This is a genomic window from Bacteroides sp. HPS0048 (genome assembly GCF_964240755.1).
GTDB classification, from domain to species: domain Bacteria; phylum Bacteroidota; class Bacteroidia; order Bacteroidales; family Bacteroidaceae; genus Bacteroides; species Bacteroides nordii.
In genome coordinates this window covers 17,296-32,960 of the sequence record NZ_CAXSVC010000008.1, presented here as the reverse complement: position 1 = coordinate 32,960, position 15,665 = coordinate 17,296, and the positions used below count along the sequence as shown (strand labels likewise).

Annotated in this window: 11 protein-coding genes; 4 read left to right on the top strand and 7 right to left on the bottom strand. The window is 42.2% G+C overall.

Features of this window, described 5'->3' with window-relative positions:
• Window positions 1-2 precede the first annotated feature (2 nt).
• A complete protein-coding gene (locus ACESQI_RS08585) occupies window positions 3-902 on the bottom strand; it encodes a rhomboid family intramembrane serine protease (RefSeq protein WP_007487548.1) in 900 nt (299 codons plus the stop codon).
• Window positions 883-1,557, bottom strand: a complete 675-nt coding sequence (locus ACESQI_RS08580) for a rhomboid family intramembrane serine protease (protein ID WP_025867050.1) — start codon at window positions 1,555-1,557, stop codon at window positions 883-885. Before ACESQI_RS08580 ends, ACESQI_RS08585 begins: the two co-directional genes overlap by 20 nt.
• A 226-nt stretch (window positions 1,558-1,783) precedes the next feature.
• Between ACESQI_RS08580 and ACESQI_RS08575 the strand changes: the two genes are divergently transcribed.
• Window positions 1,784-2,056, top strand: coding sequence for an HU family DNA-binding protein (locus ACESQI_RS08575; RefSeq protein ID WP_002558221.1), 273 nt, complete (start codon window positions 1,784-1,786; stop codon window positions 2,054-2,056).
• 85 nt (window positions 2,057-2,141) lie between these two features.
• Window positions 2,142-3,935, top strand: a complete 1,794-nt coding sequence (gene argS / locus ACESQI_RS08570) for an arginine--tRNA ligase (RefSeq protein ID WP_044166815.1) — start codon at window positions 2,142-2,144, stop codon at window positions 3,933-3,935.
• Between the two features lie 119 nt (window positions 3,936-4,054).
• Here the strand turns inward: argS and ACESQI_RS08565 are convergent, their stop codons facing one another.
• A complete protein-coding gene (locus ACESQI_RS08565; RefSeq protein ID WP_278512693.1) occupies window positions 4,055-6,013 on the bottom strand; it encodes an LruC domain-containing protein in 1,959 nt (652 codons plus the stop codon).
• Window positions 6,014-6,152: 139 nt separating this feature from the next.
• Window positions 6,153-8,498, bottom strand: coding sequence for a type I DNA topoisomerase (topA, locus tag ACESQI_RS08560; protein WP_002558218.1), 2,346 nt, complete (start codon window positions 8,496-8,498; stop codon window positions 6,153-6,155).
• Between the two features lie 422 nt (window positions 8,499-8,920).
• Here topA and ACESQI_RS08555 point away from each other — a divergent pair, with 422 nt between their 5' ends.
• A complete protein-coding gene (locus tag ACESQI_RS08555) occupies window positions 8,921-9,406 on the top strand; it encodes an HU family DNA-binding protein (protein ID WP_195660404.1) in 486 nt (161 codons plus the stop codon).
• A gap of 241 nt (window positions 9,407-9,647) precedes the next feature.
• Here the strand turns inward: ACESQI_RS08555 and ACESQI_RS08550 are convergent, their stop codons facing one another.
• Entirely contained in the window at window positions 9,648-11,360 is a 1,713-nt protein-coding gene (locus ACESQI_RS08550; protein WP_195660403.1) for a TonB-dependent receptor, read from the bottom strand.
• Between the two features lie 6 nt (window positions 11,361-11,366).
• On the bottom strand, window positions 11,367-14,375 hold the full coding sequence (locus tag ACESQI_RS08545) for a tetratricopeptide repeat protein (RefSeq protein WP_373125781.1): 3,009 nt from the start codon (window positions 14,373-14,375) through the stop codon (window positions 11,367-11,369).
• Window positions 14,376-14,631: 256 nt separating this feature from the next.
• On the opposite strand from ACESQI_RS08545, the gene ACESQI_RS08540 reads away from it, so the two are divergent.
• Window positions 14,632-15,000 carry a co-chaperone YbbN gene (locus ACESQI_RS08540; RefSeq protein ID WP_002558214.1) on the top strand — a complete coding sequence of 123 codons (369 nt, stop codon included), beginning with the start codon at window positions 14,632-14,634 and terminating at the stop codon, window positions 14,998-15,000.
• Here ACESQI_RS08540 and ACESQI_RS08535 read toward each other — a convergent pair.
• Window positions 14,990-15,511 (bottom strand): NUDIX domain-containing protein, encoded by a 522-nt coding sequence (locus tag ACESQI_RS08535; protein WP_195660401.1) that lies wholly within the window; start codon window positions 15,509-15,511, stop codon window positions 14,990-14,992. The genes ACESQI_RS08540 and ACESQI_RS08535 overlap by 11 nt on opposite strands.
• Window positions 15,512-15,665: the final 154 nt, after the last annotated feature.

Sequence of the window (15,665 nt, the reverse complement as noted above, 5' to 3'; positions counted from 1 at the left end):
CTTTATTTTTTGCTTGCATCAAAAAGACTTTTTTTCTCTGCGGTAGTGAGGCTCTCGTATCCGGATTTCTTTAATTTATCGAGTATACGGTCTACTTCATCCGACTGAGCTTTTTTGCGGGCATTGTAATCGTAATCTTGTTCACGGCTGTAATTGCCATAGTGAACCTTCATCTTAGGCTTACGCTTCCAGGTCTTTTTATCGAACAAAGAAGAAACGCCATCCAATATTCTGTTAATCCAGGCTGTAATATCTGTACCTTTGCTAAGGCTGGCAGCAAACCCAAGTCCGGCCAATGCTCCGCCCAGATGAGCGATATGTCCGCCTGCATTATTGGAAGTGATAAACAGTAAGTCTGTGAGTACTACGATCAGAGCTAAATATTTTAAGCGGATAGTACCGAAAAGAAAAAGGCGTACCGGATAGTTAGGCTCCCGATAAGCAGTTGCCACTACAATCGCAAGTACGGAGGCAGAAGCTCCTACTAAAGTTGATATCTCTACCATTGGGTAGAAGTAGGGGAAAATGTTGTAGGAAATCATGTATAGCAATCCACCACAGATTCCTCCCAAAATATACAGTCCGCGCAAGTGCTTTCCCGAGAAAAAGTAGAGGAACAATTGTCCGAACCAATAGAGCCAAAGCATATTGAACAGGATATGCATGAAACCTGCATGCATAAACATATACGTAAACAATGACCAGGGCTGGAAGATAAACCGGGTGAAAGAAGCCGGAAGTGCCAGTAGTTCGAATATACCATCTGCACTTCTATTAAAAAGTAACAGAAAGATATTAATCAATGTAGTTGCTACAAAAACTCCTACGTTGATGTATATCAGTTGGATAAAGACGTTTCCTCTTCGGAAAGCTTCTTTTAAATCAGCTATAATATGTGCCATGATCGTTATTCTTTTTTCTCCAGTACATAATCAGAATAAATCCGAATATCATTCCTCCCAAATGGGCAAAATGTGCTACGTTATCATTGGGGTTATTGGCGAATCCTGAGTACAGTTCAATTAGAGCATATCCGATAACAAAGTATTTGGCTTTGATGGGGAACGGAAGTGGGAAGATAAACAATTGCTGATTTGGAAATAGCATTCCGAATGCAAGCAGAATAGCATATACGGCTCCCGAAGCCCCTACGGTATTCATCATGTTCAGATACTCACTCATCGGTATGGTTCCGCTAATGGTTTGAACCATAGTATATCCGGATAATACGGTCTTATATTCAACAAATTGTACAATCTCCTGTATAAGTCCTGCTCCGATACCACAAGCAATATAGTAAAAGAGAAAACGTTTGGGACCCCACACTTGTTCGAGGATACGACCGAACATCCACACGGCAAACATGTTAAAAAAGAGATGCGTGAATCCTCCGTGCATAAACATGTAGGTGATTAACTGTGCAGGGTTAAAACTGTCGGCCATGAAGAAATGCAGACCCATATAATCTGCGAGATCTATACCATAACTTTGAGCTACGATGGTTCCTAAATAAAGCAGTACATTGATAATTATCAGGTTTTTAGTAACTGTAGGCATCATATGTTTGAATTTCTTTTTATGCTAAATAATTGAGTAATGGTCGCAAAAGTACGAATAAATTCTGTTTTAAAGCAGAAAAAGTGGTCGCTATTAGTTCTTTTTCAGCAATTTGCTGTGTTTTTTGGATGTTTTTATTTGATATATTGTTTTGTTACTCTATATTTGTGAGGAATTTACGTCTATCTTTTGTGTAACATATATATTAATTAATCATTTACGAATTATGAATAAGGCTGAACTTATTAATGCTATCGCAGCAGAGTCGGGCTTGAGCAAAGCAGATTCTAAAAAAGCACTTGAGGCTTTTGTGTCTTCAGTAACGAATGCTCTGAAGGGTGGTGACAAAGTTTCTTTGGTTGGTTTTGGAACTTTCGCAGTATCCGAAAGAGCTGAAAGAACCGGTATTAATCCATCAACGAAACAGGCTATCACTATCCCGGCAAAGAAAGTTGCTAAGTTTAAAGCAGGTGCAGAATTGTCTGAAGCTGTTGAATAAGCTATATAGTTGAAAGATTTACAAAAAAGGAGACGTGCTAACGCCTCCTTTTTTGTATCTTTGCGCGCAGAAAAAAAATGTAACTATGAATATAGAGAATAAACTTGTGGATTCCGTAATAAACGGACTGAAAGCCCTTTACGGTCAGGAGGTACCTGCCGCGCAGGTGCAGTTGCAGAAAACTAAAAAAGAATTTGAAGGACATCTGACCCTGGTTGTGTTCCCTTTTCTGCGTATGTCGAAGAAAGGACCGGAGCAGACGGCACAGGAAATCGGTGAGTATTTGCAGGCCAATGAGCCGGCAGTAGCTGCTTTTAATGTGATTAAAGGTTTCCTGAACTTGACTATTGCCTCTTCTGCATGGATTGAACTGTTGAATGTGATCCATGCCGATGAACAATACGGAATCACTGCCGTAGATGATAATTCTCCGTTGGTAATGATTGAGTACTCTTCCCCTAACACCAATAAACCACTTCACTTGGGTCATGTACGTAATAACCTGTTGGGTAATGCACTTGCCAATATTGTGATGGCAAACGGCAATAAGGTGGTAAAAACCAATATTGTGAATGATCGTGGTATTCATATCTGCAAGTCTATGCTGGCATGGAAACTTTATGGTAACGGTGAGACTCCTGAGTCGTCCGGAAAAAAAGGAGACCATCTGGTAGGTGACTATTACGTCTCTTTTGATAAGCATTATAAGGCTGAAGTAGCTGAGCTCATGAAGGGTGGTATGACAAAAGAAGAGGCCGAAGCTGCTTCTCCGTTGATGAATGAAGCCCGTGAAATGTTAGTGAAGTGGGAAGCCGGTGATCCGGAGGTGCGTGCCTTGTGGACAATGATGAACAATTGGGTATATGCCGGATTCGATGAAACTTACCGTAAGATGGGAGTTAGTTTTGATAAGATATACTATGAATCCAATACATATCTCGAAGGAAAAGAAAAGGTCATGGAAGGACTGGAGAAAGGCTTTTTCTACAAGAAGGAAGATGGTTCGGTGTGGGCTGACCTGACGGGGGAAGGACTTGACCATAAACTCTTGCTTCGTGCGGATGGTACCTCTGTTTATATGACCCAGGATATTGGTACAGCCAAATTGCGTTTTGCCGATTATCCTATTGATAAGATGATTTATGTGGTAGGTAACGAACAGAATTATCACTTCCAGGTACTTTCTATTTTGCTTGATAAGTTAGGATTTGAGTGGGGTAAGAGCCTTGTGCATTTCTCTTATGGTATGGTGGAATTGCCCGAAGGCAAAATGAAATCCCGTGAAGGAACCGTTGTAGATGCAGATGATCTGATGGAGGAGATGATTGCTACAGCGAAAGAAACCTCTCAGGAACTTGGAAAACTGGACGGACTGACCAGGGAAGAAGCAGATGATATCGCCCGTATTGTAGGCTTGGGTGCATTGAAATATTTTATCCTTAAAGTGGATGCACGTAAGAATATGACTTTCAATCCGAAGGAGTCTATCGACTTTAACGGGAATACAGGTCCGTTCATTCAGTATACATATGCACGTATTCAGTCGGTACTCCGCAAGGCTGCCGAAAGTGGTATTGTTATACCTGCGCAACTTCCTACCGGCATCGAATTAAGTGAGAAAGAAGAAGGACTTATCCAAATGGTAGCCGACTTTGCTGCTGTTGTAACACAGGCCGGAACGGATTACAGTCCATCTGTTATTGCCAATTATACATATGATTTGGTGAAAGAATATAACCAGTTCTATCACGACTTTAGTATCTTGCGTGAAGAGAACGAGGCGGTAAAAGTATTCCGTGTCGCTTTATCTGCCAATGTGGCTAAGGTTGTTCGTCTTGGTATGGGATTGTTAGGAATTGAGGTCCCTGCAAGAATGTAAGGATTTTAGCGGACAAAACAGAGCGTGCGGGAGTTCTTTAGTATATGATTCAACTAAAGAACTCCCGCACGCTCTGTTTTATCTGTTCCACTCGTTATTCCGGGAAAGAGATGCTGATCTTACTTTTTCTTATGTAAATACCAGTCTGCATTTTCAGTTCCATGGCTTTGAACCCACCGTGTGAATTCCGGATAGAGCATGTCTATACGTGTTCCTTCTTCCTCTTTCTTATAGTCGAAGTCTTTAATATTGGGGATATTTATGGCATAGGGCATGTTTTCTTTTCCTATGTAATACATCTGTTGTGCCGGATCAGAGATGTCATTTTTAGTGCCAAAATAGCTTGTATCCATTCGTTTGGTGGGTGCATAATTGGGCAGATGTAATTCTTTACCTCTTTCTTCGTGTGCATCGATAATAATGAACGGATTATAAGGAGGCAGTAAGAAGGTTGAACCGGACTGCGGACTTGCAAATGTAGTTTTCACAATGAACTTACTATGCTGTTTGGTTGCCTTTTTCATGTCGTCAGCAAGTATAATTATTGCATTATCGTTGTCAACTCTTTCTTCAAGACCTTTACTGTCAAACTGGAACAAAGGGCTCGAAGTAAATTCGTAGTTCTCAGATGTTATCTGTACGGAGCTTACTTTGTCAGGAGTAACGGATAGTTGGTATCCGAATCCATTAAACTTATCATATCCTGCACCATCCCAATAAGGAAGTATCTGATCTTCTGTTGCAATGATTTGATTCTTATCGTTTTTGTACACTTTTGATTCGTAGTAAATCACTACATCATTCATGTCATAATCTCCTTCTTTGGGCCATAGGTCTTCAAAGGAAAGCATTCCAAAATATGTCGTGTAGTTATCCTCTTCTGAAGGACCGGGATTTTCCGGTTTTTCCAGATCCGGTATATTATTCCCGCCAATAGCTCCCGATACGTCTGTATGAAGATACAATACAACATCCGTGTAGTTAGAGATATTTGCTATAGGTCTGTCTTCCATACCAATAATCACTGAACTGTAATCTTTATTGAAAATAGCGATAGTATGCTGTGCATTTTCATCCCCACTTCTTGTGTTCAGTTTGTCGGTTGAATAGTAATTATGGTTTCCGCCGGAGCTTCCTACATTACCGTCTTTAAACGAGCTGGAAGAAACTCCCCAACCGATAGTAACTCCTTCCGGGAATTCATCTTCGAATTTTCCGTCTTTTTCATTCCAGTACCGCAATTGTACTGTACTGCCACAGGAGATCCCGGCGGATACCGGATAGGCTATTATTTTCTGGATATCATTAACGGATGCAGGTTCCTGTCCGGTAGGGTAAGTATAATAAATAATTGTATTGCTTACTGCCGGTGCATACTTACCTATCATAACCAGATTCACTTTTGTTTTTTTGATGATAGGTATTCCTCTTTCATTATCCGGATCGAAGTATTCGGGGTGAGTACCTCGCATACCTTTTGAATAGTCTTTGATTTTTGTAGCCTCGGTGATATAATATAACTCATTCTCGGGGAAATTAAAGCGGTTAGGTGTCAGGTAAGCCGGATAGCCGAATATGTCCCAATCGCCTATTACTTTCATGTCCGCAGGGTAAGTATACGGCATGCTTCTGGTTACAGTCGCTCTTGTTTGTGATTTTGCTGTATGGACGTCAGCAAAGATCCCATTTGCTGTAATCTCTGTTTCAATAAAAGGAACACCTGCATAAGGAGAGTAGATATATGCTTTCTTCAGGTAAGACGGGAGTACGGTTTGTCCTTCCAGCTTTCCTTGTTCATCTGTGATACCGCGATAAAGGGGTTCAATGTCTTTTTTAATAATGACTCCATCGGTATCTTCAAAAGGATTTTCACCGTAGACTTCTATTAAGACCGGATAATCTTCCAATCCTAGATCTATGTTTATCGGACAATCAAGGGTGGTTTGAAAGTCGAAATAATCACCTTTTACCGGTTTGGGTACGGATTGTGATAAATCAACATCTTTAACGCAGGAAGATAAACTGATTAGCAGTGATATACTGGCAATCTGTAATGTTTGTGTGAGACTTTTTTTCATATACTAAAATGTTCGTATGTTTGCGCTGCAAATATACGAACAAAAAGAATATAAACAACTGAATATTAGGAAAAAAGTATATCCAAGCTAAAAGGGCATTCCGGAATCCCAGAATGCCCTTTTAGCTTGGATATACTTTTTATTTCTTCTTTGTCGCCCGTCCTTTTTTCGGAGTAGTGGCGGCCTTCTCACTTTGTAGTTTTATAATATCAAGACAAGTTTGAAGATTCAGATCCTGTGGGACTACATCTTTCGGGATCTTATAATTACTGCCCTTGTAAGCAATGTAAGGGCCGTATCTTCCGTTCAGAATTTGTAATTCCGGTTCTTCTGCAAATTCTTTGATATGCTTTTGGGCCTCTGTTGCACGTTTCTCCTGGATCAGTTCGATTGCTTCTTCAAGCGTTATAGCCATCGGATCAAGTGTTTTCGGCAGAGATATATACTTGTTGTCATGACGAACATAAGGGCCGAAACGGCCTGTACCTATACTTACCTCTTTGTCTTCATATTCTCCTACTACCCGCGGAAGTTTGAATAATTCCAGCGCTTCTTTCAGGGTAATCGTTTCCATTGACAACCCTTTCTCCAAACGGGCAAAACGCGGCTTTTCTTCGGAATCTGTACTCCCGATCTGTATAACCGGTCCGAATCGTCCGATCTTTACGGATACAACCTTACCCGTTCCCGGCTCTTCACCTAAGATACGTTCGCCTACTTTATGTTCGCTCTTTGTGGCTAAAGTTGACTCTACAGATGGATGAAATCCTTTGTAGAAGTGTTTCATGATAGCAGTCCATTTCTTCTCTCCGTCTGCCACTTCATCAAACTCTTTCTCAATATTGGCTGTGAAGTTATAATCCAGAATATTAGAGAAGTATTCGTTCAAAAAGTCGTTTACTACAGTTCCGATATCCGTAGGAATCAGTTTCGATTTTTCTGCTCCTACTATTTCAGTATGTATGGCATCAGTTATCTTTTTGTCTTTGAGTGTCAGTATATTAAATGACCGCTCTTCTCCCGGTTTATCGCCTTTCTCCACATATTCACGTTGCTGGATGGTAGAGATAGTAGGTGCATATGTTGAAGGACGCCCAATTCCAAGTTCTTCCAGCTTGCGTACCAGGCTGGCTTCGGTATAGCGTGACGGACGCTGGGTGAAGCGCTCTGTTGCTACAATATCTTTATGGTCAAGCACCTGCCCTTTTTTCAATGGGGGAAGCAGATGGCTTTCATCTTCCTGTTCGGTATCATCATCATAAGACTCTTTATATACACGCAGGAAGCCATCAAAGGTTACTACCTCTCCGATTGCTGTGAAAGCATCATTGCTGGTACTGATACCGATAGTAGCTGTTGTTTTTTCCAGTTCGGCTTCGGCCATCTGTGAAGCAATGGTACGCTTCCATATCAGGTCATACAACCTTTTCTCTTGTGAAGAAGCTTCCACGGTAGCATTTTCCATATAGGTAGGACGGATCGCTTCGTGCGCTTCCTGTGCTCCTTTGGTTTTTGTAGTGAAGTGGCGCGGGTGCACATACCTTTCGCCCATCATGTTGATGATAGCCTGTTTGCTTCCTTCGGTTGCATATTCCGAAAGGTTTACCGAGTCGGTACGCATATAAGTAATGAATCCGGCTTCGTATAGCTTTTGTGCCAGCATCATGGTTTGTGCTACCGTATAGCCTAATTTACGCGCTGCTTCCTGTTGCAGGGTAGAAGTGGTAAATGGTGCCGCCGGACTTTTCTTTATCGGACGTTTGGTAATATCTTCAATGGTGAAGGTAGCCTCTTTACAGGTTTCAAGAAATGCCTTCGCCTCTTCTTTGGTTTTGAGGCGATGGGCCAGTTCGGCTTTCATTTCTACCAGTTTGCCGTCAGTGTCCGGCACAAGGAATATGGCTGTAACACGGTAGGAAGCTTCGCTTTTGAATGCTTGTATTTCACGTTCGCGTTCTACGATCAGGCGGACAGCCACCGACTGTACACGTCCGGCAGAAAGAGCAGGTTTAACTTTTTTCCACAATACGGGAGAAAGCTCAAAACCTACGATACGGTCGAGGATACGTCGGGCCTGTTGTGCATTTACCAGGTTGATGTCGATTTCACGCGGATTTTCGATTGCTTTTAATATGGCAGTCTTGGTGATTTCATGAAAGACAATTCGTTTTGTTTGTTCCGGCTTTAGCTTTAGCACTTCATAAAGATGCCAGGCGATAGCTTCTCCCTCGCGGTCCTCATCGGATGCGAGCCATACGACATCTGCCTTTTGGGCTTCTGCTTGCAATTTCGCTACCAGTTCTTTTTTATCTGCAGGTATTTCATAATTCGGCTTGAAATCTTTTTGGATATCAATACTAAATTCTTTCTTCTTCAAGTCCCGGATATGTCCGTAACTGGAAAGTACTTTAAAATCTTTCCCAAGAAACTTTTCAATCGTTTTTGCTTTGGCTGGAGACTCGACAATTACAAGGTTTTTCTGCATAGTTTTTACTTTAATAAGGATGCCGGGGGGATGTCTTTCTAAGTTACAACCTCTTTACATCATAAAATTCGGAGGCAAAAGTAGAAAAAAACATTTTCCTTACCTTATAATATAGAGAGAATCTGTTTCTTTTTTGCAAAAAAAGACTTTTTTTAGGACTCGGAAGAGGTGGGGTGTGTGAAGATATGTTTTAACCAAATCTGCTTTTCTTACCGGGATTGTTTGCTTCCCCCGTAAAGAAAGGTTATCTTTGTCGTAATCGCCCATTGTTTTACATGTACATGTAAAGCTGCTCCACATGCACATGTCGTACTGTCTGAGATGTACATGTCGTACTGCTTTAGATGTACATGTAAAACAACGAAGAACTACGAGAAAAGCATCGGATGTTTAAACCCTAATCAATAAACACTTATAAGAAAATGTCAATACCCTATTTAGTAAGAAAGAAAGTGAGCGTCATAGGCGGCAATAAGAAAGTGCGGTGGTATGCCGTACAGAAAAAGCTGCAGGAGCGCGGTGGTAAAACGGAGGAAGATGTAGCGCGCATCGTAGCGGAACGGGCCGGATTCCGTGAAGGTGAAGTACAAGGTATCCTGACGGATGTCTCTTTGGTGCTGGGAGAACTTCTGGCAGAAGGATATTCGGTGAGTCTGAAAGGAATCGGTACATTTCAGGTGGCTCTTACCAGTCCGGGAGCAGAACGTCCGGAAGATGTAACTCCGGCGACAGTGGAAGTGTCGCGCGTTTATTTTATAGCAGATCGTTGGTTAACACGGCAAATCAGGAAAATGAAGTTTATTCGTATACCGTTGTCGAGTTATTTCCCGAAATCGATGCTGAGCAAAGAGGTGATAAAGGAAGAGAAAGCGCAAGGCGATTTGCCGGGAGAGAGATTGGAGGATTAGCTGATTGAAGTACCGGATTTTACTCGCGGAACCTGGGATTAAAAGGTGTATTAAAAGTCTGAGAAAGCTTATCAATATGTAACTTTAGAAACGCAGATTAACGCTAATTACCGCAGATTAAATGTAATCTCTGCGTGAATTAGCGTTAATCTGTGTTTTAACGATAGCGAATTTTACTTTTGGCACCTCCTCTTATATACCTGTTGCGTTGGTCCGAAGTTACAGGAGATGCCAGTGGTATTCAGAATCGGAAACTCAGACCGCCCAGGAAGTTAATTCCTTCAGTGGGATAGAGCAGATAACGCTGGAATTTCTTGTTTAACAGGTTATCCGCCTTTGCATAGACAGAGACTCCTTTAAACAAGTGATAAGTGGCTCCTATATTAAGATCGCTGACGGCGGGGAAGAATGTTTTGCTAAATCCGTAATATCTTTCAGCCCGCCAGATATATTGATAACCTATATTTAACCACAGAGCCGGAATGGGATGTATCTCTGCTTTAAAATTTAGCTCTGTCTCTGGTTTCATCCACAGAGCGGGATTATAATTCGGGGAAGATACATTATCTGTATAAGCATCACTGGCTTTCCAATGGCGGTAGATACCTTCACCTGAGAGTGTAAACAAGTCCTTGTAGGTATAACTGGCACTGAGTCCGGCATAGATATTATTCGTTGAAGTTTGTCTCAGATCAATGAAATTGCCGCCTGTTCCGCCTATCCAGCTATTTTCTATCTGATACAGATCGTCTTTGAGATTCTGATATCCGGCAAAGAGATTAAACCATAAACCTGTTACAGGGCTGGCTTTGAATCCTAAAGTGGCATTGAGTTGCTCATAGGTATCCCTCATTTCGTTAGAAGGGTCGCTATAGGGATTATAAGTCTCCAACCGGCGCAGGTCATTGAGTTGTCTGCCACCTGTAGCATTGGCGTAGACCACATAGCTATCCGAGAAGACATATTGTATGGTTACATCCGGAGAGACACGAAATGATTTGCCATTACCGAAAGAGAAATCAACATTGGCTCCTAAGTGCAGTCGCCAATCATCGTTGTTGAGTTCGTAGTACGGGTTTAAGTCTACGACGGTACGGCTTTTGAAAATGCTCTTTATCTCTTCATTATAAAAGTCTCTTTTATTATTGTAGATGAGGTTGTTCATTTTGAAAGCAATACTTATTTGTTGCTCGTCGCTGATGTTGCCGCTGACAATGGCTTTGGTACGTATTTGCGTCTCATTCACACCACCGAAGAATTGGTTGTGTTGCCGGTCATAAAGCATCAGGTTGGTTTCTGCATTAAACTGTAACGGCATTGTTTCGTCTGTAGACTTCACTCCGAAATGCAGATCGCCTGAAGTGAACTTCTGTTTCTTGAAAGAAAAACCATAAGGCTCATAGTTGAAATTACTTAATCCGAAGTGTCCTGCTACACTCAGGTCTATCTTGCCAAATTGATGCAGATAATCGATAGCAGCACGCGTACGGTAGTAATGTGCATCCCATTTCCGGGCATCACCGTAGGGCATGTCCAACGTACCGTTCATGCCGTCCATGCTGAAGTTTACATTCAGCTTATCCCGGCTGGAAAGGTGAAAAAGATAATTACCCAATAAGTCCAGGTTACCATAGTTACCATATCCGGCGCGTACATATCCCGGTTTACTTGTCGGTTGTACCTCTTTTCCGGTATAAGCCTGCATTGTTCCCACAGGGATATTGGAGGCAGGGGTAGAACTTATCGCATATTCAACCTCTTTCTTGTTTACTACAGGCTCTTCTACTTTGGGCAAAACGTTTACTTTAGAGGCATCCAGAATGATAGGATTGTATTCCTGTTCAACCACGACAGTGCGGTTCATGGTCGTATCTTTGGATTGGGGTTGCACCTGAGCCAGTGAAGGGAGTGCGACGAGCGCCATTCCCAGGAAGATATAATGATTACGTTTCATACTTCGTTACTTATTAAGTTTTTCAAGTCTGCTTTCAATCATGCCTTCAATGTCATCGTTAGCGTGATAGTTCTGTTGCAAGCTCAACAGATATTGCCGTGCATCCAGCTTTTTGTCCATAGCCATGTATACATCCGACAGAAGGACGAAGCTACGTGCCAACCAATATGCGTGGGGAGTACTCCGTTCGATGTAGTCGAGTAACTCTTTCTCGGCTGCGGCATACTCTCCGGCAGTATAGTATTGCTGGGCTACCAGATACTTCGCTTCTGCTCCGTAAAGGTTACGGGTATCTTTGGCTAGTGTCTGAAGATCGGCCAATGCTTTCTTGTCAGCTTTTTGGTTCATATAAGATTTAGCACGATAATAAAGTGCTTCATTTGCCAATTCAGGAGTCAATTTGGCCTCTGCCAGCAAGGCTGTTGCAGCATGAATGGTTTCTGCATCGTCTTTGATGAGGTGTGCACAGCGTAACATTCCTGTTTCTGCCAGCAGACGGCGGTCTGCTGTGGTTGCTTTCTCTTTCAGTATTTTGTAGGATGCTAATGCATCTGCAAATTGTTGCAGGTTGAACTGAACTTCCGCACGCATTATTAATGCTTCTTCAGAGAATGGATTATCCGGATATTCCAGTAATTTGCCGGAGTGAAGCAGAATCATATCATAGTTCTTTTGCTCTTTTCCGATGAGGCAAAGGTAATAATGAGCATTCAGGCTAAAGGAACCTTCGGGGAAAGTTTGCAGGTATTTGTTGAAACTGTTTTTCGCTTCTTCTATGCGTCCGCGTCCATAAATTTTCTCAGCAGCGATGTAAGTTAAAGAATCCTGTTCGCTGGCATCAAAACGTATATTGCCCGGCATGGAAGCTGCAAGTGCGGCAAACTCATCAATGCGGTTCATATCAACGTAAAGAGACTTTAGATCGAGCATTGCCAAACGGGCTTCGTCACTTCCCGGATATTTGTTGATTACCAGTTTGTAAGCATCGATTGCCTGATCGTAGTTTCCATCCTGATAATACAGCAAACCGATTTCGGCAGCAGCTTTGCGGCTGATAGGACTTTCGGGGTATCTGCTCAACAATTCTTTAAAAGAGGCAATGGCCTGGTTGTTGTTATTCATTAATACATACGAACGTCCTTTTTCATAAAGGGCATTTATAACGTAAGGTGATGTGGGGTATTTGCCTGCCAGACGGTTCAGCAGAGTGATTTTGCCGGAATAATCTTTTTGCAGTCCTGATACCAGGGCAAGTTGGTAGAATGAATAGTCTCCGGAAGAGGCATTCATACTTTCGGCTTGTGCATAATAATGTTTGGCTTCGTCGAAATTACGTTCGTTGAGGAAGCAGTCACCGATACGATTGTAAGCATCGGCCAGTGCTGTTCTGTTTTCCCCCTTTTCCAGTTGTATGTATTTGAGGAACCAGTTGCGTGCCTGTGCATAATCTTTCTGGTGGAAAGCGGTATATCCCAAATTATAGTTTGCCAGTGCATACATTTCGTTATTAGTCTGTTCCGTCAGTTGCAGGTATTCTCTGAAATTACGGGCAGCCTCCGTCATGCGGTTCAGGCGGTAGTAAGATTCTCCGCGCCAGTAGAGGGCATCGGCCTTGGTCTGGCGGTTGTATTGGCCAATGGCAACAGACTGGTTAAAGTAGCCGATTGCCTGCTCAAAAGAGGCATTGGCAAATGCTTGTGTACCGAGTTGGAACAGTATTTTTTGTTTCGCTTCCATGATGCGGGTACCCGGATGGGCAATGCGTTCAATGGATTTCAGTGCCGCTTCGTAGCTGCGGGTGTTCAAATATACCTCAACGAGATAGTTGCTTACCATTTCGGTATATTGGGAGTTGGGGAATTCGTTCAGGAATTTCTCGAAAACGGTTACCGACTCTCCGAATGCAGAGTAGGACGTTTCGTGAATGCACAAGGCATAGTTATAGGCAGCCTGTTCTTTTATTTTCATATCGGCATTGGAGGCGGCAGCCTGTTCAAAAGCCATACGGGCTTTGTTCTTTTCGGCCAGTTGCAGGTAGGAAAGTCCCATATGCAAGTACGCATTTTGCGTCAATGCGTCGTTGGCGCCTGTTACTTCTCCCAACGTCTCAGCTGCTTTTGAATATACGCCCGTTTGGAAATAAGAGAGTCCTAACATGTAGAGTGCATCCCGGCGGGGCGAAGCGTCTCTTTCAAGATAACTCTCAAATGCGTTGATTGCTTCGTGGTATTTGCGGAAATGATAAGAAGCATCTCCCAGGATGCGGTACATTTCGGCAGCATGTTCATTCTGCGGATATGCCGATAAGTAGTTTTGTGCTACGATCTCGGCTTTATCATAGTTTTTCCTGATTGCGTAAATCTCCGCAATGTAATAGGGCACCAGTGCTTTGTACTTAGGATTATCCTGTAAAGGAAGGAAACCTTTCAATGCTTCGTCATAGCGTTTCTGCGTATAGCGTATGTAAGAGAGATAGTAAGCACAGTCACTGTCGTATTTCTTACTGCTGGCTTTCAGGGTTTCAAACCAGATGGCAGCTTCTTTTACATTCCCCGTTTTCAGATAACAGGTAGCCAGCAAATAGGTCATGTCATCCCGCTCTTCATTACCCAGCAAGTCCAGTTGGGCGGAGTTGAACAGTGCCAGTGCTTCGTCATATTTTTCTTCATAGAAATAGCCGGCAGCAAGTAAAGCATAAATACGGTTGGCATAAGGAGTATCGGGATATTGCTCCAGATAATTGCGCAACAGGGTGATACTGTTCTTATCTTTCAGTTCATATGCCGAACATACCAGCATATATTCTGCTGCTTCGCGCAATGAGGCATTAGGTTCCTGTCTGATAAAAGCTTTTAATGGCGGAGTAGCTGCTGCATAATTTTTTTGCAAAAACAGGTTTCTTCCTTCTTTATATAGATTGGCAGGCGAGGTAATTTTTTCGCTTGTTTGTGCCGACGTGATGATAGGCGTACAGCATATCAGGGCACATATAAATCGTGAAATTCTTCTTTTCATAATTTAGTGTTTTGGCAAAAGTACTTGTTTTTGGGGACTTTATAGCAAACAGCTCTTTAGTTTTACAGGTTTTAACGTCCATCGAAGGGAAAATGTTTTAATAAAAGGATGAATTTCTGCCTGGTATGTAGATTTGAACTTTGTGTGATAGTGGGAAAAATTGCTATATGAATCAGCTAAATTGCTATTTCCTGCTTGGATGGAATGCCGTAATTTTGCATCATAGAAAGACAATGATAATTAAACCCTAAATAATATGAAAGTAATTGATTTGACAAAAGAGAGTTTTACAGAGAGAGTATCTGATTTCCGGCAATATCCTGATAGCTGGGAGTTCAAAGGAGATAAACCTTGTATCGTCGATTTCCATGCCCCTTGGTGTATTTATTGCAAGAGGTTATCACCGGTTCTTGATGAATTGGCTGTTGAATATGCCGGTAAGATTGACTTCTATAAGGTGGATGTGGATAACGAGCCTCTTTTAGAGTCTGCTTTTTCCATCCGTACTATCCCGAATTTATTGTTTTGCCCGATGGAAGGGAAACCCTGGATGAAGCTGGGGACAGTTGGAAAACCCCAGCTAAAGAAAATGCTTGATGACCTGTTGGCAGGTGTTACAGAGTAGATAGGAAAATTCCAAGACCTTTGCGGATAGAGTCGAGCCCGAAGTCTTCGGGACGGATCTCTGCAACGGGAATAAAGAAGGCATCAGCAGCATCGTCCATTGCGGCAATGTGACTGGTGTCTTCTACTTTACAGAGGAAAAACATATCCAGTGTATGTACCGGGAAGCCTGAATATACATAAATATTGGGAAGAGTAAATCGATAGATTGCCTCTTTCACTTTTAATCCGGTTTCTTCTAACACCTCACGTGCTACACCTTCTTCTGCTGTTTCGTCCATATCAATGAATCCTCCCGGCAGGTCGAGCGTACCTTTTGCCGGGTCTTTGGCGCGGCGGCATACCAGCAATTCATTCTTCTTATTCAGAATCAGGGCAACTGTTGCCGATGATGGATTAAAGTAGTATACGAACCCGCAATTGGTGCATTGTTTAGATTTCTCATTGTGTATGTTGAAATGCTCCGAACCGCACTTCGGACAGTATTTGAACTGAGACAGAGGATGTTCCATGTTTCTTCTTCTTTATAGTTTCCTGCAAAAGTACAAAAAAGACAGATAGTATAATGGATTTTGTCTATCAGAGTATAGAATTATTCGATTGGACTTTTTTTGTTTCTCCGGTAGGTATCCCCCTATCTTTGCATCAGAAACAAAAACAAGTTTA